Annotated in this window: 25 protein-coding genes; 14 read left to right on the forward strand and 11 right to left on the reverse strand. The window is 70.7% G+C overall.

The genetic code is table 11. From position 1 onward, the window contains the following. Window positions 1-18 precede the first annotated feature (18 nt). Window positions 19-681 carry a response regulator gene (locus FHR33_RS38140; protein WP_183658513.1) on the forward strand — a complete coding sequence of 221 codons (663 nt, stop codon included), beginning with the start codon at window positions 19-21 and terminating at the stop codon, window positions 679-681. Here the strand turns inward: FHR33_RS38140 and FHR33_RS38145 are convergent. Beyond that, window positions 621-1,325, reverse strand: coding sequence for a hypothetical protein (locus FHR33_RS38145; RefSeq protein WP_183658516.1), 705 nt, complete (start codon window positions 1,323-1,325; stop codon window positions 621-623). The genes FHR33_RS38140 and FHR33_RS38145 overlap by 61 nt on opposite strands. A 165-nt stretch (window positions 1,326-1,490) precedes the next feature. Here FHR33_RS38145 and FHR33_RS38150 point away from each other — a divergent pair, with 165 nt between their 5' ends. Genes FHR33_RS38150 through FHR33_RS38160 form a run of 3 tightly spaced genes read left to right on the forward strand, consistent with a single transcriptional unit; the run spans window position 1,491 to window position 5,226 of the window. Then, window positions 1,491-3,533, forward strand: a complete 2,043-nt coding sequence (locus FHR33_RS38150; protein ID WP_183658518.1) for a DUF6421 family protein — start codon at window positions 1,491-1,493, stop codon at window positions 3,531-3,533. Continuing rightward, a complete protein-coding gene (locus tag FHR33_RS38155) occupies window positions 3,530-4,159 on the forward strand; it encodes an SDR family NAD(P)-dependent oxidoreductase (RefSeq protein WP_183658521.1) in 630 nt (209 codons plus the stop codon). The genes FHR33_RS38150 and FHR33_RS38155 overlap by 4 nt, the downstream gene beginning before the upstream one ends. Continuing rightward, window positions 4,156-5,226 (forward strand): threonine aldolase family protein, encoded by a 1,071-nt coding sequence (locus FHR33_RS38160; RefSeq protein ID WP_183658525.1) that lies wholly within the window; start codon window positions 4,156-4,158, stop codon window positions 5,224-5,226. Before FHR33_RS38155 ends, FHR33_RS38160 begins: the two co-directional genes overlap by 4 nt. On the opposite strand, the gene FHR33_RS38165 is transcribed toward FHR33_RS38160, so the two are convergent. Then, a complete protein-coding gene (locus FHR33_RS38165) occupies window positions 5,196-5,489 on the reverse strand; it encodes a DUF3467 domain-containing protein (protein WP_183658527.1) in 294 nt (97 codons plus the stop codon). The two genes, FHR33_RS38160 and FHR33_RS38165, sit on opposite strands and share 31 nt — an antisense overlap. A 14-nt stretch (window positions 5,490-5,503) precedes the next feature. Next, the gene (locus tag FHR33_RS38170; protein ID WP_183658530.1) at window positions 5,504-6,127 is read right to left on the reverse strand and encodes a DUF305 domain-containing protein; all 624 of its coding nucleotides are present in this window, start codon (window positions 6,125-6,127) and stop codon (window positions 5,504-5,506) included. Between the two features lie 95 nt (window positions 6,128-6,222). Between FHR33_RS38170 and FHR33_RS38175 the strand changes: the two genes are divergently transcribed. Further along, complete coding sequence (locus FHR33_RS38175) at window positions 6,223-6,942, forward strand: thioredoxin-like domain-containing protein (protein WP_183658533.1); 720 nt, start codon at window positions 6,223-6,225, stop codon at window positions 6,940-6,942. A 99-nt stretch (window positions 6,943-7,041) separates the two neighbouring features. Here FHR33_RS38175 and ald read toward each other — a convergent pair whose 3' ends face one another. Then, complete coding sequence (gene ald / locus FHR33_RS38180) at window positions 7,042-8,157, reverse strand: alanine dehydrogenase (protein ID WP_183658537.1); 1,116 nt, start codon at window positions 8,155-8,157, stop codon at window positions 7,042-7,044. A gap of 137 nt (window positions 8,158-8,294) precedes the next feature. Here ald and FHR33_RS38185 point away from each other — a divergent pair, with 137 nt between their 5' ends. Continuing rightward, window positions 8,295-9,356, forward strand: a complete 1,062-nt coding sequence (locus FHR33_RS38185) for an excalibur calcium-binding domain-containing protein (RefSeq protein ID WP_183658538.1) — start codon at window positions 8,295-8,297, stop codon at window positions 9,354-9,356. On the opposite strand, the gene FHR33_RS38190 is transcribed toward FHR33_RS38185, so the two are convergent. The 3 genes from FHR33_RS38190 to FHR33_RS38200 are packed head-to-tail and all read right to left on the reverse strand — an operon-like array spanning window position 9,353 to window position 13,238. Further along, window positions 9,353-10,726, reverse strand: coding sequence for an NCS2 family permease (locus tag FHR33_RS38190; protein WP_183658541.1), 1,374 nt, complete (start codon window positions 10,724-10,726; stop codon window positions 9,353-9,355). The genes FHR33_RS38185 and FHR33_RS38190 overlap by 4 nt on opposite strands. Before the next feature lie 52 nt (window positions 10,727-10,778). After that, a complete protein-coding gene (locus FHR33_RS38195) occupies window positions 10,779-11,012 on the reverse strand; it encodes an EF-hand domain-containing protein (RefSeq protein ID WP_183658544.1) in 234 nt (77 codons plus the stop codon). 42 nt (window positions 11,013-11,054) lie between these two features. Continuing rightward, entirely contained in the window at window positions 11,055-13,238 is a 2,184-nt protein-coding gene (locus FHR33_RS38200; protein ID WP_183658547.1) for a xanthine dehydrogenase family protein molybdopterin-binding subunit, read from the reverse strand. A 94-nt stretch (window positions 13,239-13,332) separates the two neighbouring features. On the opposite strand from FHR33_RS38200, the gene FHR33_RS38205 reads away from it, so the two are divergent. The 5 genes from FHR33_RS38205 (at window position 13,333) to FHR33_RS38225 (ending at window position 19,599) form a co-directional block, all read left to right on the forward strand. After that, window positions 13,333-14,904 carry a PucR family transcriptional regulator ligand-binding domain-containing protein gene (locus FHR33_RS38205; protein ID WP_446685813.1) on the forward strand — a complete coding sequence of 524 codons (1,572 nt, stop codon included), beginning with the start codon at window positions 13,333-13,335 and terminating at the stop codon, window positions 14,902-14,904. Between the two features lie 141 nt (window positions 14,905-15,045). Beyond that, on the forward strand, window positions 15,046-16,389 hold the full coding sequence (locus FHR33_RS38210; RefSeq protein WP_221242377.1) for a helix-turn-helix domain-containing protein: 1,344 nt from the start codon (window positions 15,046-15,048) through the stop codon (window positions 16,387-16,389). Between the two features lie 44 nt (window positions 16,390-16,433). After that, window positions 16,434-17,021: a copper resistance CopC family protein gene (locus FHR33_RS38215; protein WP_183658553.1), complete on the forward strand. Its 588-nt coding sequence runs from the start codon at window positions 16,434-16,436 to the stop codon at window positions 17,019-17,021. Continuing rightward, entirely contained in the window at window positions 17,018-19,009 is a 1,992-nt protein-coding gene (locus FHR33_RS38220) for a bifunctional copper resistance protein CopD/cytochrome c oxidase assembly protein (RefSeq protein WP_312895909.1), read from the forward strand. The genes FHR33_RS38215 and FHR33_RS38220 overlap by 4 nt, the downstream gene beginning before the upstream one ends. Window positions 19,010-19,206: 197 nt before the next feature. After that, window positions 19,207-19,599 (forward strand): sensor histidine kinase, encoded by a 393-nt coding sequence (locus FHR33_RS38225; protein WP_183658555.1) that lies wholly within the window; start codon window positions 19,207-19,209, stop codon window positions 19,597-19,599. Window positions 19,600-19,680: 81 nt separating this feature from the next. On the opposite strand, the gene map is transcribed toward FHR33_RS38225, so the two are convergent. Then, a complete protein-coding gene (map, locus tag FHR33_RS38230; RefSeq protein ID WP_183658557.1) occupies window positions 19,681-20,529 on the reverse strand; it encodes a type I methionyl aminopeptidase in 849 nt (282 codons plus the stop codon). Between map and FHR33_RS38235 the strand changes: the two genes are divergently transcribed. Further along, complete coding sequence (locus tag FHR33_RS38235; protein ID WP_183658559.1) at window positions 20,528-20,740, forward strand: hypothetical protein; 213 nt, start codon at window positions 20,528-20,530, stop codon at window positions 20,738-20,740. The genes map and FHR33_RS38235 overlap by 2 nt on opposite strands. Window positions 20,741-20,776: 36 nt before the next feature. Here the strand turns inward: FHR33_RS38235 and FHR33_RS38240 are convergent, their stop codons facing one another. Both FHR33_RS38240 and FHR33_RS38245 read right to left on the reverse strand, forming a co-directional pair. Then, on the reverse strand, window positions 20,777-21,433 hold the full coding sequence (locus tag FHR33_RS38240) for a cyclase family protein (protein ID WP_183658561.1): 657 nt from the start codon (window positions 21,431-21,433) through the stop codon (window positions 20,777-20,779). Next, entirely contained in the window at window positions 21,430-21,675 is a 246-nt protein-coding gene (locus FHR33_RS38245) for a CBU_0592 family membrane protein (protein WP_183658564.1), read from the reverse strand. Before FHR33_RS38245 ends, FHR33_RS38240 begins: the two co-directional genes overlap by 4 nt. A 71-nt stretch (window positions 21,676-21,746) precedes the next feature. Here FHR33_RS38245 and FHR33_RS38250 point away from each other — a divergent pair, with 71 nt between their 5' ends. Beyond that, window positions 21,747-22,700: a LysR family transcriptional regulator gene (locus tag FHR33_RS38250; protein ID WP_183658566.1), complete on the forward strand. Its 954-nt coding sequence runs from the start codon at window positions 21,747-21,749 to the stop codon at window positions 22,698-22,700. Here the strand turns inward: FHR33_RS38250 and FHR33_RS38255 are convergent. Continuing rightward, complete coding sequence (locus tag FHR33_RS38255) at window positions 22,641-23,219, reverse strand: hypothetical protein (protein ID WP_183658567.1); 579 nt, start codon at window positions 23,217-23,219, stop codon at window positions 22,641-22,643. The two genes, FHR33_RS38250 and FHR33_RS38255, sit on opposite strands and share 60 nt — an antisense overlap. A gap of 118 nt (window positions 23,220-23,337) precedes the next feature. Here FHR33_RS38255 and npdG point away from each other — a divergent pair, with 118 nt between their 5' ends. Further along, complete coding sequence (gene npdG / locus FHR33_RS38260) at window positions 23,338-24,000, forward strand: NADPH-dependent F420 reductase (protein ID WP_376773268.1); 663 nt, start codon at window positions 23,338-23,340, stop codon at window positions 23,998-24,000. Window positions 24,001-24,024: the final 24 nt, after the last annotated feature.

The following is a 24,024-nucleotide window of genomic DNA, read 5'->3' on the forward strand; positions in this document are numbered from 1 at the left end:
AACGTCTACTCTCCGCGTGTGGGCATTCGAATCGTCATCGCGGACGACCAGGCCATGGTCAGGGTGGGCCTTCGCATGGTCGTCGACAGCGAAGAGGGCATGGACGTCGTCGGCGAGGCAGCCGACGGCCTGGAGGCGCTGGCCGTGGTCAGGCGGACCCGCCCCGACATCGTCCTGATGGACATCTCCATGCCGCGCATGGACGGCCTGGCCGCGGCGCAGCAGATCCTCGAGGATCCGGCTCCGCCCAAGGTCGTGATGCTGACGACCTTCGACACCGACGAGAACCTCTACGCGGCGCTGCGGGCGGGCACCAGCGGCTTCCTGCTCAAGGTCTCGCCCCCCGAGCAGCTCGTGGAGGCGATCAGGGTGGTGCACTCCGGCGACGCCCTGCTCGACCCCGCGGTGACCAGCCGCGTCATCGCCTCCTTCGCGGGCAGGCACGACCCCTCGCCGCCGCCGCAACTGGCCGAGCTGACCCCTCGCGAGCTCGAGGTGCTGCGCCTGCTCGCCAGAGGCCTCACCAACGCCGAGATCGCCCGCGAGCTGTTCGTCGGCGAGGCCACGGTCAAGACGCACGTGGCCCGCGTGCTGATGAAGCTGGGCCTGCGCGACCGCGCTCAGGCGGTCGTGTTCGCGTACGAGTCGGGCGTCGTACGGCCCGGCGCCGCCATCGCGTAGTACGAGGCCCACGCCTCGTCTCCCATCCTGAGGATCTTCACGCCCACCCAGCCGAGGGCCACCACGGGCGCGTACCAGAACGGCAGGATCAGCGGCCCGTACGGCACCGCGAACGACCCCAGGTATCCGGCCGTCACCACCAGCGGCGCCCACCAGCCGACGAACCCGGTCCGCCACACCGCGATGAGCAGCAGCGGCAGCCCGACGAAGCCGAGGAAGATCCACGGCATCTGGAACGCGCCGACCGTGATCGGCAGGTCCAGCATCTCGTCCATGATCTGCTGCGCCCGCTCGGGCGTGTGGTGCCTGCCGAGCCACCACTCGACCGGGTCGATGATCAGCATGCCCGACAGCGAGCTGTAGCCCACGACCGTCAGGGCGCCGGAGACCTGCCCCAGCCTGGTGTTGCGCTGCCGGGTGAGGTGGACGAGGCCGAGGACGGCCACCGCCATGAGCAGCCAGCTCCAGTGGTAGAGCGCCGACTGCACCTGGGCGAGCGTCGGGTTGGCGCCGAAGCTGACCGCCTCCCTGTCGTCTCCCCACGTGCCCGGATCGACGGTGACGGCCAGCGCCTGGAGCAGCGGTGCGACGACGAGGAGCGCGCCTGACACGACTCTGCGGAAGGTGACGTGGTTGTTGAGCATGCCCGGCACGCTAGGCATCCGCGGCGCTGGAGTCGTCCGTCTGCCGGTCGACTCGCTCTCACTCTGGAGGGGGACGGCTGTCTCGCGATTCGGGAGGGTATGGCGGTGCATGCCTTATCTGTGTGTATATTTTCCGTTATAGGGCGTCTAATTCAGGAGATTTTCATGCGAGCGTTCCCCAGGGTGTTGTTCGACGAGGGGCATAGCGAGTCGTGGACGATCAGGCGTGAGACCGCCGAGGCCATGAACCCCGCCCATCCCGACGACAACAGCTACGCCCGCGCGGCCGAGCTGCTGCGCCGCCTGGGACATCAGGTGACCTCGGGCGGCCTGGAGTCGCTGGGTGAGCAGGATGTCCTGGTGATCGCCCACCCGTCGCAGCAGCGCTGGGAGCGCACCACGGGCCAGGGCAGCCCGGTGTTCAGCCCCGAGGAGCTGGACGCGATCGAGTCCTTCGTGGCAGGCGGCGGCGGCTTGGTCGTGCTGGCCGAGGAGGAGCAGGACAAGTACGGCAACAACCTGGCCGACCTGCTGGCCCGCTTCGGCATCGGCGTGACCCACACCACCGTGCGCGACCCCGGCAACTCCCACCGCGGCGTGGCCACCTGGGTCCTCGGCACCCCGGCCGGTGGCGGCCTGCTCGCGGGCGTCGGCACCGCGTGCTTCTATCGCTCGGGCGTCCTCACCGCCGGTGACGACGCCACCGTGCTGTTCACCACCTCCGCCACCGCCGACCCGGCGGGCGCGCCGCTGGCCGTCGCCGTCGAGCACGGCAAGGGCAAGGTCGTGGCGTTCGCCGACTCCGACCTGTTCGGCGACGACTCCATCGACGACTACGACCACCGCACGCTGTGGAGCAACGTCGTGACCTGGGCGGCCAGGGTGCCCGCCCCCGTCCGCGCCTCCGGCTCGCAGGACGGCGCGAAGGCCGAGTTGTTCGCCGACCTCAAGGCCGTCGTGGAGGAGCTGCGCCCGCTGCAGGTCAAGGACGGCTCCGTCCCCGACGACAAGCCGGCCGCCGCCGCGCTGGTCGCCCGCGTCTCCCAGCTGGTCGGCGAGCTCTCGGGGTACTTCCCCCATGACGCCGCCTACCTGCGGGCCGTCCAGGCCGACCTCGCCAAGTGGGTCGAGCAGGACCTCGGCGTGCCGGACTTCCTGGACTCCCTCGACCTCTTCCATCCAGACACCCAGCGTGTCGACGGCCTGGAGCACCTGGTGGTGTTCCCCATGTACACCCAGAACGGCAACCCCAACCGCAACCTCGAAGCGGTCTGGATCCGCACCATCTGGCCGTCGTGGCTGGCCGAGCTCGAGGCGAACGGCTACGACAACCCGCTGTTCGTGCCCATCGCCTTCGAGGACTTCACCTCCGGCTACGACACCTTCTCCGCCGTGCTGTTCCCCGAGACGGTCGCGGTCAGGAAGGCGCCCGAGCGCTTCACCTGGGGCGGCATCTTCGCCGACAGGGAGGCCGCCCGCTTCCGCAGGGTGAGCAGCGCCGCCGCCACCACGCTCAAGCTGGACCTGCCGCCCGACGCGGCCAGGCTGCTGGAGTCGCAGGAGCTGGCCCAGGACACCTTCGTCATGTGGGACCTCATCCACGACCGCACGCACAGCCACGGCGACCTGCCGTTCGACCCCTTCATGATCAAGCAGCGCATGCCGTACTGGCTGTACTCGCTCGAGGAGCTGCGCTGCGACCTGACCGCCTTCGGCGAGGCGGTGAAGCTCGAGGCCGCGGGGGTGCCGCACGCCCGCTACGTGCAGGTCGCGATCCTGTTCGACAGGCTCTTCCGCTTCCCGATCACCGGCGAGCGGGTGCGCAACTACGACGGGCTCGGCGGGCAGCTGCTCTTCGCCTACCTGCACCGCAACGACATCATCAGGTGGACCGACAACAGGCTGTCGATCGACTGGAACCGCGTGGCGGGCGGCGTGGCCGACCTGCGCGCCGAGGTGGAGAAGCTCTACCGCGACAGCATCGACCGCGCCAAGCTGGCTCACTGGATCGCCGCCTACGAGCTGGTCACCGCCTACGTCGAGCCGCACCCGCGCTCGGCGTGGAAGCGAGGCGAGCTGCCCGAGGAGCAGAAGGCGATGGTCGACGCGGTGCTGCCCGACGAGTTCCCCCTGAGCATGTTCTACGAGGCGCTGCGCCGTAAGCTCGGTGACGTCGTCGAGTCCACGAAGGGGATCACGGGAGCATGATCATTCTTGTTACGGGTGCGGCGGGCCCGACAGGCCAGGCCATCACCGGATACTTCCAGCGGAATGGTCACACCGTGATCGGGGTGGACAAGGACGACGTCGACCTGCTCGACCGCGCGGCCGTACAGGACCTCGCCGCGCGGATCGAAGGTGAGCACGGCCGGGTCGACGGCGTGGTGCACCTGGTCGGCGGCTGGCGCGGAGGCAAGACCTTCGCCGACACCGACCTCGACGACTGGACCGTCCTGCACGACCTGCTGGTCCGCACCCTCCAGCACGTCTCGCTGGCCTTCGAGCCGCTGCTCAGGAAGTCGGACAACGGCCGGTTCGTGATCGTGTCGGCCAAGGCGGCGCAGCAGCCGGCCGCGGGAGGCGCCTGCTACGCCGCCGCCAAGGCCGCCTCGGAGGCCTGGACGCTGTCGCTGGCCGACGCGCTGAAGGACACCGGCTCGGCGGCGACCATCCTGGTGGTCAAGGCCCTGGTGAACGACGCCATGAAGGCGGCCAAGCCGGAGGCGGCGTTCGCCGGCTACACCCACGTCGACGCCCTGGCGGAGGCGGTCGCGGGGCTCTACGAGCGACCCGCCCACGAGATCAACGGCACGCGATTGGACCTCACCCAGTGATTCCCCGTCACGACCCCGCCCTCAAGGCGTTCGCCAGCGACAACTACGCGGGCGTGCATCCGGAGATCCTCCAGGCCATCGCCGTGGCCAACGAGGGACACCAGATCTCCTACGGCGAGGACGTCTACACCGAGGCGCTCCAGGGCGTCTTCAAGCGCCACTTCGGCGACACGGCCCAGGTCTTCCCGGTCTTCAACGGCACCGCGGCCAACGTCGTGTCGCTGCGCTCCATGACGCGGCAGTGGGAGGCCGTCGTCTGCGCCGACACCGCGCACATCCACACCGACGAGGGCGGCGCGCCCGAGGTCGCCGGCGGCATCAAGCTGCTCACCGTGTCGACGCCCGACGGCAAGCTCACCCCCGAGCTGATCGACACGCAGGCGTGGGGCTTCGGCGACGTCCACAGGGCCCAGCCCAAGGTCGTCTCGATCTCCAACACCACCGAGCTCGGCACGCTCTACACCCCTGACGAGATCGCGGCCGTCTGCGAGCACGCCCACGCGCTCGGCATGACCGTCCACCTCGACGGCTCCAGGCTGACCAACGCCGCCGCGGCGCTCGACGTGCCGCTGCGCGCGCTGACCACCGACGCGGGCGTGGACGTCCTCTCCTTCGGCGGCACCAAGATCGGCCTGCTGTACGGCGAGGCCATCGTGGTGCTCAACCCCGAGGCGGCCAGCGGCATCGACTACCTGCGCAAGACGTTCATGCAGCTGTCGTCGAAGATGCGCTTCGTCTCCGCGCAGTTCGAGGCGCTGCTCTCGGGCGACCTCTGGCTGCGCAACGCCAGGCAGGCCAACGCCATGGGCAGGCGCCTGGCCGAGGCCGTCAAGGACATCCCGGGCCTGGAGGTGCCGCGCCCCGTGCAGGCCAACGCGGTCTTCGCCCGGCTGCCCAAGGACGCCATCGCGCGCCTGCAGAAGCGCTTCCGCTTCTACACCTGGAACGAGGCGATCGGGGAGGTGCGCTGGATGTGCGCCTTCGACACCACGGCGGCCGACGTCGACGCCTTCGCCGCCGCGATCGCCGAGGAGCTTCACGGCGAGCCGCCGGTCTCCTTCTCGTAGGCCGACAGCTGCTGTTCCAGGGCCTTCATCAGCTCGAAGACCTGGCTCGGCGGAATCCTCACGCGGCTGACGATCCTGGTCGGGACATGCACGACGGCCTGTCCCGACCCCGGCTCCTCGGTCAGCTGCGGGGGGCGGGTGATCACCGCGAAGTCGAGCACGAACCCGTCGCGGGTGTGCCACACCGAGGCGAAGTTGGCGTAGTGTCCCGCCTCGACCTCAGGTGTGATGCTGACCTCCAGGCGGCTTTCGGGCTCTTCCATGCGGCCATCGTCCCTTACTGGAGAATCGAGGGCAGCGCCACCGCGCCGCGTTTGGCCAGCAGGTCGCCCATCAGCTTGATCTCGCTGGTCTGGCTGTTGACGATCTGCTGCGCCATGCCCCTCACCTCGGCCCTGTCGGTCAGCTCCAGCAGCCCCTTCGACATGTCGACGCCGCCCTCGTGGTGGCGGGTCATCAGCTGCAGGTAGTAGACCTCGGCCTGCGCGCCCCGCAGGCTCCTGAGCTTGGCCATCTCCTCGTCGCTCGCCACGCCGGGCATCGGCTCGGGCTTGTCCTGGGTGCCGCCGTGGCCCGCGTGGCCGACCATCCACGCCATCTCGCGACGCTCGCTCGACTGGCTGAGGCCCCACTGCTGCAGCCATCCCATGAACATGCCGCGCTGGGCCGTCTGGGTGACGATGATGTCCTCGCTCAGATTCCGGATGTCGGGCGAGGTGGTCCTGTCGCGCACGATGAACGACATCTCGGCCGCCTGCGCGTGGTGCTTGCCCATGTCGCGGGCGAAACCCGCCTCAGGCGAGGAGTCGGTGGGCGTGCCGCTCCTGCCGAGGACGAAGAAGAGGACAGCGGCGACGGCGAGCACGGCGAACGCCGCCAGCTGGAAAGGCTTTCTGGTCATCGTTTTTCCAGACTACTCATGGCACAGTCCTTATTCGCTACATACGCCCGCAGGGCATAAGGTGACCCGCAGTTGGTCACCCATGTGGAGGAACGATGACGAAGGAGAAGGCGCAGGCCCGGCGCGAGCATCTGAACAAGATGCGCGCCGAACAGAAGGCCAAGGAGCGCCGTACCGCGATGCTGATGTGGGGCGTCGGTGGACTCGTCATCCTCCTGCTCATCGGCGGGGTCGGCTTCTACGTGGTGAAGGACCGCCAGGCGACCTCGCTCGACGCCGTCTCCAGCGTCTCCTATGCCGGTGGCGAGCACGTCTGGACCGCGGTGAAGTACAAGGAGAACCCGCCGGTCGGCGGCCAGCACAACAACTACTGGCAGCAGTGCGACATCTACGACAAGCCGATCCACAACGAGCACGCGGTCCACTCGCTGGAGCATGGCGCGGTCTGGATCACCTACCGTCCCGACCTGCCCAAGGCTCAGATCGACAAGATCAAGAGCATCGCCGGGTCCACGGGCGACGCCAACTACATGCTCGTCAGCCCCTACCCGAACCTGCCCGCGCCCATCGTGGCCAGCTCGTGGGGCCACCAGCTGACCTTCCAGAACGCCGACGACCCGAAGCTGCCGAAGTTCATCACCAAGTACCAGAACGGGCCCGACACCCCCGAGCTCGGCGCCACCTGCGGCGGTGAGTACGCGATCACCGCCACCGCCGACCAGCAGCCGCTGCCGCCGGAGCCCAAGGGCGAGGCCACGCCGCTGCCGAGCGAGTCGCTCGCGCCCTCGACCTCTCCCTCACCCGCGCAGTCCTGACCCGAGCGGTCCTGACCCGAGCGGTCCAGAGCCAGGCGGCCCTGGAGGAACTCGGTCCAGGGCCGCGGGCCTTGATCTCGCGGTCCTGGCCCGGAGGGACTAGGCGAGCACCTCTTCCAGAGGCGTCGACGCGAGCCCGTGCGCCTCGGCCACGGGCTCGCTGATCAGGCGCCCCTCGTAGGTGCTCAGGCCACGGGCGAGGGCGCGGTCGCGTCGGAGAGCGCCCAGCCACCCCTGCTCGGCGATGGCCAGCGCGTAGGGCAGGGTGACGTTGGTGAGCGCGTAGGTCGAGGTGTACGGCACCGCCCCCGGCATGTTCGCCACGCAGTAGAAGATCGAGTTGTGCACCGGGTAGGTGGGCTCGGCGTGCGTGGTCGGCCGGGAGTCCTCGAAGCACCCACCCTGGTCGATGGAGATGTCCACCAGCACCGAGCCGGGCTTCATCCTGCTGACCAGCTCGTTGCTGACCAGCGTCGGCGCCTTGGCCCCCGGCACCAGCACGGCGCCGATCACCAGGTCGGCCTCGAGCACGGCCTGCTCGATCTCCAGCGTGTTGGAGGCGATCGTCTGGCAGTGCCCCTGGTAGATGACGTCGGCCTGGCGCAGCTTGTCGATGTTGCGGTCGAGCAGCAGCACCTCGGCCTGCATGCCGAGCGCGATCGCGGCGGCGTTCATCCCCGACACTCCCGCGCCGATGACCACGACGTTGGCCGCCCGCACACCCGAGACGCCGCCCATCAGCACGCCTCTGCCGCCCTCGGGGCGCATCAGGTGGTAGGCGCCGACCTGCGGCGCCAGCCGTCCCGCGACCTCCGACATGGGCGCCAGCAGCGGCAGCGCGCCGTTGTCCGCCTGGACGGTCTCGTAGGCGATGCCGGTGACGCCCGCGTCGAGCATCGCCGCCGTGCACGGCCGAGAGGCGGCCAGGTGGAGGTAGGTGAACAGCACCTGCCCCTTGCGCATCCGGTGGTACTCCTCGGCGATGGGCTCCTTCACCTTCAGGATGAGGTCGCCCGTGGCCCACACCTCGTCGGCGTGGTCGAGGACGACGGCGCCCACCGAGATGAAATCCTCGTCGGGAATGGCCGAACCGCGGCCCGCGTCGCGCTCGACGAAGACGTCGTGTCCATGCCTGATCAGTTCATGTGCGCCCGCCGGTGTCAGGGCCACGCGATACTCGTGGTTCTTCACCTCGCGGGGGACTCCGACTCTCATACGATCCATCTTCCCTCCACCCGGACCGACATTCTGTATGGACCGTGCCAATCTTCCTTGCACTCTGTCGAGGATTACCCGCTTTTTGCCGTCCTCGCTAGGCTCTGCGGGAGCAACAGTCAGGATGGGGTTCACCGATGGAGAAACCGTCGCCGCCGGAGGAGTCGTCCGGGGCGCCGCCCACCGCGTCACCCGCGTCACCCCCGCCACCGGCGGGCCCCGCGGGACCCAGGGCGAGCAGGCTCACCACCATCGTCCTCATCGTCTCCCTGGTCCTGGTCGTGCTCACGGCCGGCGTGCTGGGCACCGTCGCGGTGCTCATGACCAGGAACCCCGACTCGCCGCTGTTCGGCGGCAAGCCCCTCACCAGGCTCGGGCAGCCGATCTACTTCGCCCCCGTCGAGGACCAGAAGGCCGCCCCCTGTCCTGGAGAGAAGGTGGCGCTCTCCCTCGACAGGACGGTCTGCTACTTCCTGTCCGACGCGGTGGCGGTCTCGGCGGTCCAGGCGATCGAGACGGTGAAGGAGAAGGACGGCTACGGCGTCAGGATCGCCGTGGCGCCCGCCTTCCGCGACGCGCTGGCCGCGCTGCTCAAGGAGCGGGTCGACCAGCAGATCGCCATCATGGTGGGTCAGAACGAGAGCGCCACCGTGCTGGCCGCGCCGACCGTCGCCCAAACCATGAGCGGCGACAGCCTGAGCATCGCGGGCTTCACCAAGGAGAAGGCCGACGAGCTGGTGCGGGCGATGCTGGGTGCCTCCGGCCCCACCTCGCCGGCGCCATCCTCGCCGGCCACCGAGCCGGGCACGGGCACCGTCCCGCCCGGCACCGGCACGACACCGCCGGGCCCCGCTTCCACGCCGCCCGGCACCGGCACCACACAGCCGGGCACCGGTACCACCCCGCCGGGCACCGGCGCCACCCCGGGCAGCGGCGGCACGCCACCGGGCACGGGCGCCACGCCGCCAGACACGGGGACGGGAACGACGGGCTCGGGGAGGGGCAGCGGCGCCCCCACCGGCGGCACGCAGTCCACCGGCTCCTCCCTCAGCGCGGGAGGCGAGAAGAAGTACGCCGACTGCGCGCAGGCCAAGGCGGCCGGCTACGGCGGGCCGTACCAGAAGGGCAGGCACCCGCAGTATCACTGGTACGCCGACAAGGACGGCGACGGCTTCGCCTGCGACCCCCAGGACGGCTAGAACAGCCCGTCGATCGCGAAGTAGACCAGGAAGATCAGCGAGACCACCCACAGCAGCCAGGGGATCTCGTCCCACTTGCCGCGAGCCGCCTTGATGAGCGTGTAGGCGATCACGCCCGCGCCGACGCCGTTGGTGATGCTGTAGGTGAACGGCATCAGCGCGATCGTCAGGAACGCGGGCACGGCCAGCTCGAGGTCGTCCCACGGCACCTTGCGGCTCTGCGTCATCATCAGCGCGCCCACCAGCACCAGCGCGGGCGCGGCCGCCGCGGCGGGCACGACCTCCGCCAGCGGTGTGAAGAGCATCGTCAGACCCAGCAGCGCTCCGGTCACCACGCTGGCCAGGCCGGTGCGCGCCCCCTCGCCCACGCCGGCCGCCGACTCCACGAAGACCGTGTTGGCCGAGGCGCTCACCGAGCCGCCGACCATGCCGGCGACGCCGTCGACGGTCAGGATCCGGCCCAGGCGCGGCACCCGGCCCCTGGTGTCGACCAGGCCCGCCTCGTCGGCCACGCCGATGATCGTGCCCATCGCGTCGAAGAAGCCCGACAGCACCAGCGTGAACAGCACGATCGTGGCCGTGAGCGCGCCCGCCGTCACGAAGCCGCCGAACAGGTCGAACTGCCCGACCAGCCCGAAGTCGGGTGTCGAGACGATCGAGTCGGGCACTCTCGGCACGACGACGCCCCAGGTCTTCGGGTCGATCACGGCCAGTGAGTTCACCACGATCGCCAGGATCGTGGTGATCACGATGCTGAGCAGGATGGCGCCGGGCGTCTTGCGGATGAACAGCACGATCATCAGCAGCAGTCCGAAGCAGAAGACCGTCACGGGCCAGCCCGTGAGGTGTCCCGCCGTCCCCAGCTGCAGGGGGGTGCCGCCGGTGCCCGAGACGAAGCCCGCGTCGACCAGGCCGATCAGCGTGATGAACATGCCGATGCCCACGCTGATGGCGTGTTTCAGCGCCAGAGGGATCGAGTCCATGATCAGCCTGCGGACGCCCGAGACCGCCAGGATGATGATCACCAGGCCTTCGAGCACCACCAGGCCCATCGCCTGCGGCCACGTCATGAAGGGGGCCGCCTGGTAGGCCACCACCGCGTTCAGTCCGAGCCCCGCCGCCAGGCCGAAGGGCGCGTTGCCCACGAACGCCATCAGCAGCGTGCTCACCGCTCCGGCCAGCGCGGTCGCCGTGGTCAGCTGCCCGATGCTGAGCTGGGCCCCCGTGACGTCCTTCGCCCCTGCCAGGATGATCGGGTTGAGCAGGATGATGTAGGCCATGGCCATGAAGGTCGTGATGCCACCACGCACCTCACGGCCGACCGTCGCGCCACGCGCGGTCAGCTCGAAGAGCCTCTCGAGCACGATCATCCCCCTTAGCCTTCAGGGGGATGATCGCCTTCTTACCCGCTTTGCCGTGCGGCTACCGCTGCTCGTGCTTGCCGCCGCCGACCAGGGCGACGAACTCGTCCAGCGTGATGCCGCCGTCACCGTCACGGTCGGCGGAGGCGACGAACGCCTCGATCTCCTCGTCGGTGACACCGTGGCCGCCGAGGGCCTGGTTCACCTGCCTGATCTCGCCCGCAGTGAGCACGCCGTCGTGGTCGGTGTCGAACTTCTCGAACTCGGCCTTGGCCGCCTCGCGCGCATCTGACATGGGGGCTGCTTCCTCCGGTGATAGTCGACCCTTACGGACCGCTCACCCTACAAGGTGTTCAGGACGTACCGGCACTCTGGTCAGGGCGACGCCCGTGGCGTCCCTGACCGCCGCCACGATCGCGGGGGTGGACGACAGCGTGGGCGGCTCGCCCGCGCCCCTCAGCCCGTACGGCGCGGCGGGGTCGGGGTTCTCCAGAATGGAAAGGCGCATGGGCGGCATGTCGAGAATGGTGGGGATCAGGTAGTCGGTGAAGGACGGGTTCAGCACCTTCCCCTCGCGCACCTGGATCTCCTCCATCAGCGCCAGACCGAGTCCCTGCGCCGAGCCGCCGTGGATCTGCCCCTCGAGGGCGAGCGGGTTGAGGATCTTGCCGACGTCCTGCACGGCCGCCAGCTCCACCACCTTCACCAGGCCCAGTTCCACGTCCACGTCCACGACCGCCCTGTGCACGCACAGCGCCAGCTGGGTGTGCGAGTCGGCCTGTCCCGTGACCGGGTCCATGGGGTAGGTGGGCCGGTGCCTGTACTCCCTCGTCTCCTCGATGGGGCCGAACTTCTCCAGCGCCAGCGCGGGCGGCAGCCCGTCGAACCGCGCGCGCACGGCCTCGCAGGCCGCCTTCACCGCCCCGCCCGTGACGTAGGACTGGCGGGAGGCGGACGAGGAGCCCGCCGAGCCGACCTGCGTGTCGGCCGTGGCGACGGTGACCCTCTCGATGCCCAGCTCGGTGCGGGCGATCTGGGCCTGGATCGTCACCAGTCCCTGGCCCACCTCGGCGGCGGCGGTGTGCACGGTGACGTGCGGCTCGCCGCCGATGAGCTCGGCCCTCACCCTGGCGGTGGAGTAGTCGTCGAAGCCCTCGGAGAAGCAGATGTTCTTGATGCCCACGCCGTAGCCGACGCCCCGCCGTACGCCTTCGCCGTGGGTGGTCTGGGAGACGCCGCCCGGCAGGTCGAGCAGGTCGGAGGTGGCGGCGGGCGGCATCGGCATGGCGGCCAGCTCACGCAGCATGTCGGCGAGCGGGGCGGGGGAGTCGATGATCTGGCCGGTGGCCAGGGCGGAGCCCTGGGAGACGGCGTTGCGGATCCGGATCTCGACGGGTGACAGGCCGCAGGCGGCGGCCAGCCTGTCCATCTGCGACTCGTAGGCGTAGCAGGCCTGCACCGCGCCGAAGCCGCGCATGGCGCCGCAGGGCGGGTTGTTGGTGTAGACGCCCGTGGCCACGATGTCGACGTTCGGGACCTCGTAGGGGCCCACGCCGAGTGAGGCGGCGTTCCCCACGACGGCGGGGGAGGAGGAGCAGTAGGCGCCGCCGTCGAGCAGGATCTCGGCCTTGACGTAGACGAGCTCGCCCTCGCGGGTCGCGCCGTGCTCGTAGCGCATCCAGGCGGGGTGGCGGTGCACGTGGCCGAAGAACGACTCCTCCCGGCCGTAGACGATCTTGACGGGCCGGTCCAGGCGCAGCGCCAGCATGCAGGCGTGCACCTGCATCGACAGGTCCTCGCGGGCGCCGAAGGCGCCGCCCACCCCTGCCAGCGACAGCCGTACCTTCTCGGGCGGCAGCCCCAGGCACGGCGCCAGCTGGTCGCGGTCCACGTGCAGCCACTGGGTGGCGATGTAGAGGTCGACGCCGCCGTCCTCGGCGGGCACGGCGAGGCCGGACTCGGGGCCGAGGAAGGCCTGGTCCTGCATGCCGACCTCGTACTCGCCCGTGACCACGACCTCCGCCTCGAAGGTGTCGCCGACCCTGACGGGCTGCCTCCTGACGAACTCCGTGGCCAGGCGCGGGTCGGTCACGGCCTCGCGGACCTCGTAGTCCACCACGATGGCCGCGGCGGCCCTGCGCGCGGTCTCCGGGTGCTCGGCGGCCACGAGGGCCACCGGCTCGCCCTGGTAGCGGACCTGGTCGATGGCCAGCACCGGCTGGTCCTTGTGCTCCAGGCCGTAGAACTTCTCGCCCGGCACGTCCTCGTGGGTGAGGACGGCGAGCACGCCCTGGATCGCCAGCGCCGGCCCGATGTCGATCGAGCGGATCCACGCCGAGGCGTGCGGGCTGCGCAGCGTCACGCCCCACACCATGCCCTCGAGCCACAGGTCGGAGGAGTATGCGAACTCGCCCGTCACCTTCAGCGTGGCGTCGGGGCGGCCGGCGCTCTCGCCCACCCCCTGCTGGACCCTGCCGGCCGTCTGCGGGCCGGCCGTCCCTGTGCTGGCCGTCTGCGTCATCCTCCGAGTACAGCACCCGCGGCCTGGGCGTCCTATGCGCGCGATGTGAAATCGCGGTAAGCCGCGCTTTGACCGGACTTGTATATTCCTCCAAGTGCGCATCAGGGACCTGCTCGCCGCCTCCGAACTCGGCCTCACCCTGCTCGTGGGGGACGAGGACACCGAGTTCACCGCCGTGCACGTCACCGACCTGCCCGACCCCTGCCGCTACCTGACGGGTGGGGAGCTGGTGCTCAGCGGGCTGATGTGGCGGCACGAGCCCGCCGACTCGGCCCGCTTCGTCGCCGCCCTGCGCTCCTCGGGTGTCGCGGCGCTCGGCGCGGGACAAGCGTGGCTCGGTCACGTCCCTGACGACCTGGTGGAGGCGTGCGCGCAGGCGGGCCTGCCGCTGCTGGAGATCCCGACCGCCGTCTCCTTCCGCGTCGTCGGCGAGGTGGCGGCACCCCGGCTGTCCGGCGACGTCAGGGCCGCGCTCGGGCGTCAGCGCAGGATCGTCGACGCCGTGGCCGAGGGCGCCGACCTCGCCGACCTGTTCGCGCTCACCGCCGCCGAGCTCGGCGTCAGCGGCGCCGTCCTCTCCACCACGGGAGAGCTGGTCGTCGGCTCCGTGACCGATCCCGCACCGGAGCAGGCGCCCGCCCTTCCGCTCCGCCTGGCCCGCGCGTTCCTGTCGGCTCCCAGACTGCCCTGCGTCGCCGAGGGCCACACCCTGTTCGCCGTCGGCAGGGGACACCGCGCGGCAGGCTGGGCGCTGGCCTGCGAGGGCGACCTGCTCGGCCGCGCCGACCTCGGCTTCGAGCTGGCCGCCTGCGTCGCCCTCGAACGCACCAGGATGGAGGAGGGCAGAAGGGTCGAGCGCCGCCTGGTCGAGCAGCTCGTGAGCGCGGCCTTCGCGGCCGAGGCAGACCCGGCCGAGCTCAGCGCCAGGCTGCGGATGTGCGGGCTGGGGGCGGCCGAGCCGTACTCGGTGGTGACGGCGACGGCCGCGCGCCCTGGGGCCACCCGCGGGCCCGACCCCGCCACGCTGGGCGGCCAGGTCCTGGAGGAGCTGCTGGGCCGCAGCGTCGTGGCCGCCGCGGGCGCGGACGGCGCCGTCGCCCTCGTCGCGCTGCAGGGCCCGGTCCCCGTGCTGGCCGACCGCCTGCGCTCAGGTCTCGAGGTGCTGTCGGTCCTCAGGGACACCAGGGTCTCCATCGGCGTGAGCGGCGCCCTCACCGGCGCGGCGGCGATCAGGGGCGGCGTCGAGGAGGCCGGCCACGCCCGCAGGCTGGCCGAGGCCCCGCTCGGGCGGGGTGGTCACCAGCGACGAGATCTACACCCACGCGCTCCTGCTGGCCACCGTGCCGGGCGACGTGCGCCGCTCGTTCGCCCACCGGCTGCTCGCGCCGCTGTTCGACTACGACGCGGGGCACCAGTCGGAGCTGGTGCGCACCCTCGGCACCTTCCTGGACACGGCGGGGTCGTGGAACGCCTGCGCCGAGCGGATGCACGTCCACGTGAACACCGTCAGGTACCGGATCAGGCGGATCGAGGAGCTGACCGGAAGGGATCTGTCGACGATGGCCGACAGGGTGGACTTCTTCCTGGCCCTGCGGTCAGGCTGACAGCCGTAAGCCCCCGAAATATGAGCATTCGGGGGCTTGTGGGGAGCGGCATGTTCGAGTGAACATGACCGCACTAGCAGCAGAGGTAGTCGAAGCTCGAACGAGCAGGAGACACTTCGGCACCTGCGGTCGTAACATTGCCTCCAACTGTGGCAATTGCCGCGATGAAGACAGCGAGTGCGGACATGACAAGACGCTTGCGCATGGGGGGTTCTCCCTCGCTCAGGTGGTGCTTGGCTTCATCATCCCAGGGAGACATTGCTGTGACCACATCTGACCTGGTCGGGCTGCGCATCAAGACAGTCCGCCGCCAGCGGGGGCTCTCACAGGCCCAGCTCGCTCACCCTGAGTTGTCTGACAGTTATGTCTCTCTGATCGAGAGCGGCAAGCGTACTCCAACACCTGCGGTGCTCGAGCTCCTGGCCCAGAAGCTGGACTGCTCGCTCAGCTACCTCGTCAACGGCGTCACCGCCGAGCAGATGAACGACATCGAGCTCGGCCTTGGCTACGCGCGGCTCGCCCTGGAGAACGGCGAGGTCCACGAGGCCCGGACCAGGTTCGCCGAGCTCCTTGCGGACAACAACCTGGCGGGTTTGACCGCTCTTCGTCAAGAGGCCGAGTACGGCCTGGCCCTGGCGACGGAGGCGACAGGCGACCTCAGCCAGGCCATCGAGATCCTCAGGCGGCTCGACGCCGAGGAGCTCAGCGCCGACCGTCACGTCGAGATCGCGCTGGCCCTGTGCCGCTGCCACCGCGACAAGGGCGACCTGGTCGCGGCCGTGGAGGTCGGCGAGCGGATCCTGTCCGGCGCCGTCCGTCCCGCGTGGACCGACGGCCTGGTCGAGCTGGGGGCCACCCTGCTCGCGGCCTACTGGGTGCGCGGCGACCTGCTGCGCGCCCGTCAGTTCTCCGCCGAGCTGCTGGCCGCGGCCGAGCTCCTCGGCACGCCCCGCGCGACGGTGGCGGCCAGCTGGAACGCCGCGAGGGTCGCCGAGTCCGTGGGCAGGGGCGAGGAGGCGCTGGCCCTGGTGGAGCGCGCCTACGCCATCCAGTCCGAGACCGGCGCCCCCCGCAACCTGGCCAGACTGCGCGGTGCCGTGGCGGGCCACCACGCGCGGCTCAACCCGCAGAACACCGACAAGCTGAGGGAGCTGTTCGGCCAGACGCTCAGAGACGTGGCGGAGAGCTCGGCCGGCGTGACCGACCAGGCCATCGCGGAGCTCGAGCTGGCCAAGGTCGAGCTGACGGCAGGCCGCCTCGAGCTTGCCATCGAGCACGCCAGGGCGGCCGACGGGCTCCTGGCCGCCGAGACCCCCGAGCTCGACGCCCAGGGACGGATGATCCTCGCCAGGGCGCAGGGCGCGCTGGGCGACAGGGAGCAGGGGCTGGCCAGCGCCCGCGAGGCGCTGCGGTTCATGCAGCAGTCGCCCGCCTCGCGCCAGGCCGCGGGCAAGTGGTACGCCCTCGCCGAGACCATCGACGAACTCGGCGACGAGGAGCGTGCCGTCGAGGCGTACCAGCAGGCGCTCGCCTGCGTCGGGCTGTAGCGAAGTCGGCACCGGGCGGGGCGGTGGGTAGCCTTGGGGGTGCCATGAACAGATCCCCACGCGCGGCCCTCACCGCCCTGCTCGCCGCCCTGGTCGCCGCCGTCGTCCTGGCGCCGCCCGCACTGGCCCACGACGCCCTGAAGAGCAGCAACCCGAAGAAGGACGCCACCGTCAAGAAGGTGGACCAGGTCGAGCTGGAGTTCACCGCGGCTCCGAAGCTGCCCTTCGTGATCGTGCGCGATGCCGACGGCACCGAGCAGCAGCTGGGCAAGCCCGAGATCGACGGCCCCGTCGTGACGCAGAAGCTCAAGGGCACGCTGTCCGACGGCGCCTACACGATCGCCTACAGGGTCGTCTCCTCCGACGGGCATCCCATCGAGGGTGAGATCCCGTTCAAGGTCAAGGGCGCGCCGCAGGCGACCCCGACCGAGGAGCCCACGCCCACGGCCGCCGTCAGTGAGAGCGCCCAGCCCAGCGCGACGGCCTCAGCCGCGCCCGTCGCCCAGCCGAGCGAGCAGGCGGCCGAGCAGGACAGCGCGCCCGGCTTCCCGATCTGGCTCATCATCGTGATCGGCGCCCTCGTCGGCGTCGGCATCGGCTTCCTGCTGAGCGCGAGGAAGAAGAAGCCGTGACCAGGACCGCCCGTCTGGCACTGGCGTTGACGGCCGCGGCGCTCGCCGCGCTGGTCGCCGCCATGATCGCTGGAGGCGCGGCGTTCCCGCGCATCATCCCCGGCCTGCCGGACGAGGGCACGCTGACCAGATGGGCGCTACCCGTCTCGAAGCTGGCGATGGACGTCGCGGGCCTGCTCACCGTGGGCCTCCTGCTGACCGCCACCGCCTTCCTGCCCAACGACAAGGGGCTGCTCGGCACGTCCGCTCTGGGCTACGTCAAGGCCGCCTCCTGGACGGCGCTGGTCTGGGCGGGGGCGGGCGCGCTCACGATGGTGTTCACCCTGTCGGAGACGCTCGGGCTGCCGGTGGCGGACGTGCTCGGCGGCAACGAGCTGACCAGCTTCGCCAGCCAGGTGGGCCAGGGCATCGCGCTGACCCTGGTGGTCCTGTTCGGCGTGTCCATCGCGCTGTTCTCGCGGGGGGCGATCACGGCCGGCGCGTCGGCGGGGCTGCTGGCGCTCGCCCTGGTCACGCTGCTGCCGCCCGCCCTGACCAGTCACGCCTCCTCCTCGCCCAACCACGACCTGGCCACCACGGGCGTCGCGGTCCACCTGATCTCGCTGGCGCTGTGGGTCGGCGGCCTGACCGTGCTCGTGACCCACGGGATGCGCAAGCAGCCGCAGCTGGAGGTGGCGGCGGCCCGCTTCTCCAGGATGGCGGTGTGGTGCTACGTCGGCGTCGGCCTGTCGGGCGTCTTCAGCGTGCTGGCCAGGCTGACCGCGATCAGCGACCTCTGGACCTCCCCCTACGGCGTGCTCCTCGTCGTCAAGACCGTCGCCTTCGTCCTGCTCGGCTACGTCGGCTGGTGGCACCGCCAGCGCACGATGGGCGAGCTGGCCAAGGGCAAGCCCGGCGCGTTCACCCGGCTGGCGGTCGGCGAGCTGGTCCTGATGTTCGCGACCATGGGCCTGGCCGTCGCGCTGGCCCGCACCCAGCCGCCCGCGGTGACCCTGCCCGCCGACCGCGCCTTCGAGCTGCTCGGCTTCCCGATGCCGCCGCCGATCACGCTCGGCAACCTGGCCTCGCTGTGGTGGCTCGACCTGTTCTTCGCGCTGGTCGCCGCCGCGCTGGCCGGCCTGTACGCCGGAGGCGTCATCAGGCTGCGCCGCCGGGGCGACGCCTGGCCGGCGGGCCGTACCGCCGCCTGGTTCGTCGGCGTGGTGATCCTGGTGCTGGCCACGCAGAGCGGCATGGCCCGCTACGCCCAGGTGCTGTTCAGCGTGCACATGATCGAGCACATGACGCTGGCGATGCTGGTGCCGATCTTCCTGGTCCTCGGCGCCCCCGTCACGCTGGCGCTGCGCGCGCTCAAGCCCGCCGCCCGACGCGGCGACAGGGGGCCGCGCGAGTGGCTGAACGTCGTGCTGCACAGCGCCTTCGTCCGGGTGCTCACCCACCCGGCGGTCGCCACGACGATCTTCATCGTCTCGACCTACGCGCTCTACTTCACGCCGCTGTTCGGCGCGGCGATGGAGGAGCATCTCGGGCACATCGTGATGACGCTGCACTTCCTGCTGAGCGGCTCGCTGTTCTTCTGGGTGATCATCGGCGTGGACCCGGCCCCGCACAAGCTGCCGCACGTGGGCCGCCTGCTGACGCTCTTCGTCACGATGCCCTTCCACGCCTTCTTCGGCATCGCGCTGATGATGATGGGCACCGTGATCGCCTCCGACTGGTACGAGCAGCTCGGCCGCACGTGGGGCGTCTCGCCGCTGCTCGACCAGCAGGACGGCGGCGCCATCGCCTGGGGCTTCGGCGAGATCCCGACCTTGATCGTGCTGCTGGCACTGGCCTTCCAGTGGTATCGCGACGACGACAGGAGGGCGCGCACGGCCGACAGGAGGGCCGACGCGGTCGCCGCCCGCACCGGCGGCAGCGGCGACGCGGAGCTCGATTCCTACAACGACTACCTGGCCAAGCTGAACAGACGCGACCAGGTCGAGTAGCCGCGAGGCCATGGCCTTCTATCTTCACCCCACGCGTCTCCGAACCGCCCGGTAACCTTGCGAGCGGGGGTGACGGGCATCACCTTTGTACGGCCGTCAGCCAGCGCCATCGTGGGGAGGCGCCCAGGGACACGGCCGCGGTGATCGCCCGGTGTGTGCTCAGGAAGGCGAGTGCCAAGTTGGTGGATGAGACGCGCATGCGTGGGGGGCAGAGCTTCGCCGAGGCTCTGGACAGCCATCTCGCGGAGTGGTCGCAGCGCACAGGGATCGCGGTCGAGGTCTGGGCGCTTCCTCGGAGCGACGTGCCCCCGACGATCGCGGGCAGCGTCATGGCCGTGGTCGAGGAGGCGCTGCTCAACGTCGAGCGGCACAGCAGGGCGGGCACGGTGTCCATCGCCGTCACCGTGGGCGCCAGTGGGCTGCGGCTGACGGTGAGCGACGACGGCGGCGGGTTCGCCGTGCCGCACGAGCGCAGGGGCATCGCCAGGATGCGCGCGAGGATGGCCGAGGTCGGCGGCACCCTGTCGGTCAACAGCGTCCAGGGGGAGGGCACGACGGTCTCGGCGGCGGTCCCGCGCAGGCCACGCTGAGGGAAGAGTGAGTACGGCGAGCCAGGCCCGGGCGTGGGCCTGGCTCGCCGCGCTGGATCAGGGGCTGGCTCGCCGCCCGGATCAGGGGAGGGTGAGGATCTCCGACCCCGTGTCGGTGACGAGGATGGTGTGCTCGAACTGGGCGGTGCGCTTGCGGTCCTTGGTGACGGCGGTCCACTTGTCCGGCCAGATCTCGTAGTCGATCGTGCCGAGCGTCAGCATCGGCTCGATCGTGAACGTCATGCCGGGCACCAGCTCCACCTGCAGCGTGGGGTCGTCGTAGTGCGGCACCATCAGGCCGGAGTGGAACGTCGTGCCGATGCCGTGCCCGGTGAAGTCGCGCACCACGCCGTAGCCGAAACGCTTGGCGTAGGCCTCGATGACCCTGCCGACGACGTTGAGCTGGCGTCCCGGCGCGACGGCCTTGATGGCGCGCATCGTCGCCTCGCGGGTGCGCTCCACCAGCAGCCGCGACTCCTCGTCGACCTCGCCCACCAGGTAGGTGGCGTCGGTGTCGCCGTGGACCCCGCCGATGTAGGCGGTGATGTCGATGTTGACGATGTCGCCGTCGCGCAACACGGTGTCGTCGGGGATGCCGTGGCAGATGACCTCGTTGATCGAGGTGCACAGCGACTTGGGATAGCCGCGGTAGCCCAGCGTGCTGGGGTAGGCGTCGTGGTCGAGAAGGAACTCGTGTCCGATCCTGTCGAGCTCGTCGGTCGTCACTCCTGGAGCGACGTGCTTGCCGACCTCTTCGAGGGCCTGCGCGGCGATCCTGCCCGCGACGCGCATCCGCTCGATGAGCTCGGGGGTCTTGACGTCGGCCTCTCCGGTCTTGGGCTGCTTCTTGCCGACGTACTCCGGCCGCTGGATGTGGGCGGGAACCTTGCGCATGGGCGAGATCCGCCCTGGCTGGAGCAGTGTGGTCATGAAAACGAGTTTACGGGGCACAATTCACCCCGTGAGCGAAGGTCAATGGTGGTTCTGTCTCAAGCACATGCGCGTCGAGCCCGAGCAGGGCTGCCCGAACAAGGACCGCATGGGCCCCTACGTGACCGAGCAGGAAGCGGCCGGGGCGCTGCAGCGCGCCGCCGACCGTAACAAGGCCTGGGACGAACAGGACCAGGACGACGATGACTGACCGGATGATCGACCGGATGACCGGCGGGGCGACTGGCTAGGCCGCCCGCACCACCGCGTAGGCGCGCACGGGGAAGGTGCCGAGACCGGCGATCATGGGTGGCGCCGCGTGGAAGCGGAACCCGCTGACCGGCAGGCGCGCCAGTCCTGTCAGATGCTCGACCAGCGGGATCCCCGCCGCCAGCAGCAGCGTGTGCGCGGGGCGCTCGCCCTTGGGCGGGGTCGCGTCGATGTTCAGCGAGTCGATGCCGACCAGCGCCGCGCCCTGCTCGGCCAGCCAGGCCGCGGCCTCGGGCTCGAGGTAGGGGTGCTCGCGCAGGTAGGCGTCGGTGCCGAAATGCCTGTCCCAGCCGGTGTGCAGGAGGACGGCCCTGCCGCGCACGTCCAGCTCCCGCAGCAGGTCGAGGCCCACGCTCGGCCTGCCCTCCGCGCGCACCACGAGCCCGGGCAGGTCGGCCATCCGCTCGATCGGCAGCTGTGAGAGGTCGGGCCCTTCGGCGTAGCGGTGATACGGGGTGTCCAGGTACGTCCCGGTGTTGGCGGTCAGCGTGATGGTGCCGATGTGGAACTCGGTGCCCTCCGCGTAGACCTCGCGGGAGTCCTCCCTGCTCAGGTGCGTGCCGAGCACGGGCCCCGGGATGCCGGGGTAGGTGGTCATGCCTTCGGTGATCCGGTGACTCAGCTCGATGATCATCGAACGGCCTCTTTCAGTCTGACGATAGAGACGACGCCGATCGCCGCCCACACCACGTTGAGGATCGCCGAGGGCCAGGCCGCGTTGTAGGCCGTGTTGACCATGAGGGCGAGGGATCCCGCCAGGTTGATCAGCTGGTACGGCAGGCCGTCCCCCGCCATCACCCCGGCCGAGACCCTGGCGTAGCCGTAGAGCATCAGGCCCGCGCCGATCCAGCCGACGGCGGCCACAAGGAGATCCATACGGACATTGTGGGGAGCCCGCTTCCTCAAGCGCAAATAATGAAATCTACACTTTGACGTAAGCTGAGCTAATGGAGATCGACCCCCGTCGCCTGCGGGTGCTGCACGAGGTGGCCCGCCGCGGCGGGGTCATGCGCGCGGCCGAGGCGCTGCACCTCACGGCCTCGGCCGTCTCCCAGCAACTGGCGCAGCTCGAACGCGAGGTCGGCCTCGCCCTCATCGACCGCTCCCAGCGCAGGGTCTCCCTCACCCCCGCGGGGCGCGTGCTGGCCGGATACGCCGAGCGGGTGGAGGAGGAACTGGCCGAGGCCAAGCGCGAGCTCACCCACTTCTCCGAACGGCTCGCGGGGCCCGTGACGATCGCCGCCTTCTCCACCGTGATCACGCATCTGCTCGTGCCCGCCCTGCGGTCGCTGGCCGTCAGGCATCCGCAGATCACCCCCGTCATCCAGGAGACGTACGGCGCTTCCGCCCTGCGCGAGCTGCGTCTGGGCGGGGTGGACGTGCTGATCACCGAGCGCGACGCCGGCCTGCCCGCGCCCGCCAGGCCCTCGCTGACGTCGAGGACGCTGCACATCGACGAGTACAGGATCGTGGTGCCGCCGGACTGGCCCGCCATGCCCCGCACCGTCGCCGACCTGGCAGGGGCCCCATGGGTGGCGGGCCTGCCCGAGCAGGCCTGCGGTCAGGCGCTCGAACGGCTGGCCGCGCTGCACGGCTTCGAGCCGAGACGGGTGCACGTCATCGAGGAGTTCCCTCCCACGCTCGCCCTGGTGGCCGCGGGGCACGGCGTGGCGATCGTGCCGGAACTGGCCCTTCTCGACGTGCCGGAGGGGTTCGTGAGGGTGAGCGAGATCGGGGAGATCGGCGCGCGGGGGCTCGACGCCGTCACCCGCGTCAGCCGTACGCGCTCGGGGGAGCCCGACCCCGTGCAGGCCGTGGTCATCGCGGCGATCGAGGAGGCGCTAGTCGACCACCTGCGGGCCGCTGACCCGCTCGAGGAGCCTGGCGAGCCTGTCGCGTAGCCCCGGGCGCTGGGGCAGCTCGGCCGCCGCGGCGCTCACCAGGTGCTGGGCGCCGTCGAAGCTGACGGGCCCGTCGGAAGGGATCGCCAGCGCGTCGTGGGCCAGCCCGGCCAGCTCGGGATCGCCGCTCTCCAGCGCCAGGATCGTCGCGCCGGTGCGCCTGGCGTCGTCGACGCGCTCGAGCAGCGGCACGGGCGCCTGCCGCTCGGCCACCACGAACAGGGTCTCGCCCCTGCCGGCGCGCTCGATGCGGTCGAGGCCGACCCTCAGATGGGCGGGGGCCTGCGCGGGCGGACTCCACCGCACCAGCGTCGGCGCCAGCTGGGGCAGCCCCGCCAGGCGTGCCTCGTCGCCCAGGTGGGCGGTGAGGTGCCACGGCTCGTCGCCGGGCGTGCCGACCAGGAGCAGGCCGCCGGGGGAGCGGGTGGCCCTCAGCGCCGTTCCCAGCTCCCTGGTGCGCTCCAGCCAGCCGGTTTCGGCCAGAACCTCGCGAAGGAAAGCCACCGACCCTGCGTCCATTCGTCCATGGTGCCTGACCAGTGCCTGCTCTGCTGCCCGTTTGCCGCGTTGGCCGATCACCGCCCGCCCGGCGGGGCTGGGTTCGGCCCGTGAACTCCGCCCTGGCATGATTCGCCGTATGACTGACCTTCCCGAAGTGAGCGGCTTGACCATCGGCATCCTGGGCGGAACGGGCGACCAGGGCAAGGGGCTGGCCCGGCGCTTCGCCCTGGCGGGACACCCCGTGCTCATCGGCTCCCGTGACGCAGGACGCGCCCAGGAGGCCGCCGACTCGATCGGCAACGGCGCGAGGGGCGCGGAGAACGCCGCGGTCGCCGCCGAGGCCGACATCGTGATCGTCGCCGTGCCGTGGGACGGCCACAAGGCCACCCTCTCCGCGCTGCGCGAACCGCTGGCCGGCAAGATCGTGGTCGACTGCGTCAACCCGCTGGGCTTCGACAAGCAGGGCGCCTACGCGCTGCCGGTCGAGGAGGGCTCGGCCGCCCAGCAGGCCGCGGCGGTGCTGACCGACAGCCGCGTGGTGGCCGCCTTCCACCACGTCTCCGCGGTGTTGCTGCTCGATCCCGCGGTGGACAAGGTGGACCTGGACGTGCTCGTCCTGGGCGACGACCGTGAGGCGACCGACACCGTCCAGGCCCTCGCCTCGGTGATCCCCGGGGTGCGCGGGGTGTACGGCGGGCGCCTGCGCAACGCCCACCAGGTCGAGGCGCTGACGGCCAACCTCATCTCGATCAACCGCCGTTACAAGGCGCACGCGGGGGTTCGCCTCACCGACATCTGATCGGGGCGCCCTCCCCTCGCCGGC

The organism is Nonomuraea dietziae, assembly GCF_014195505.1.
Classification (GTDB): domain Bacteria; phylum Actinomycetota; class Actinomycetes; order Streptosporangiales; family Streptosporangiaceae; genus Nonomuraea; species Nonomuraea roseola.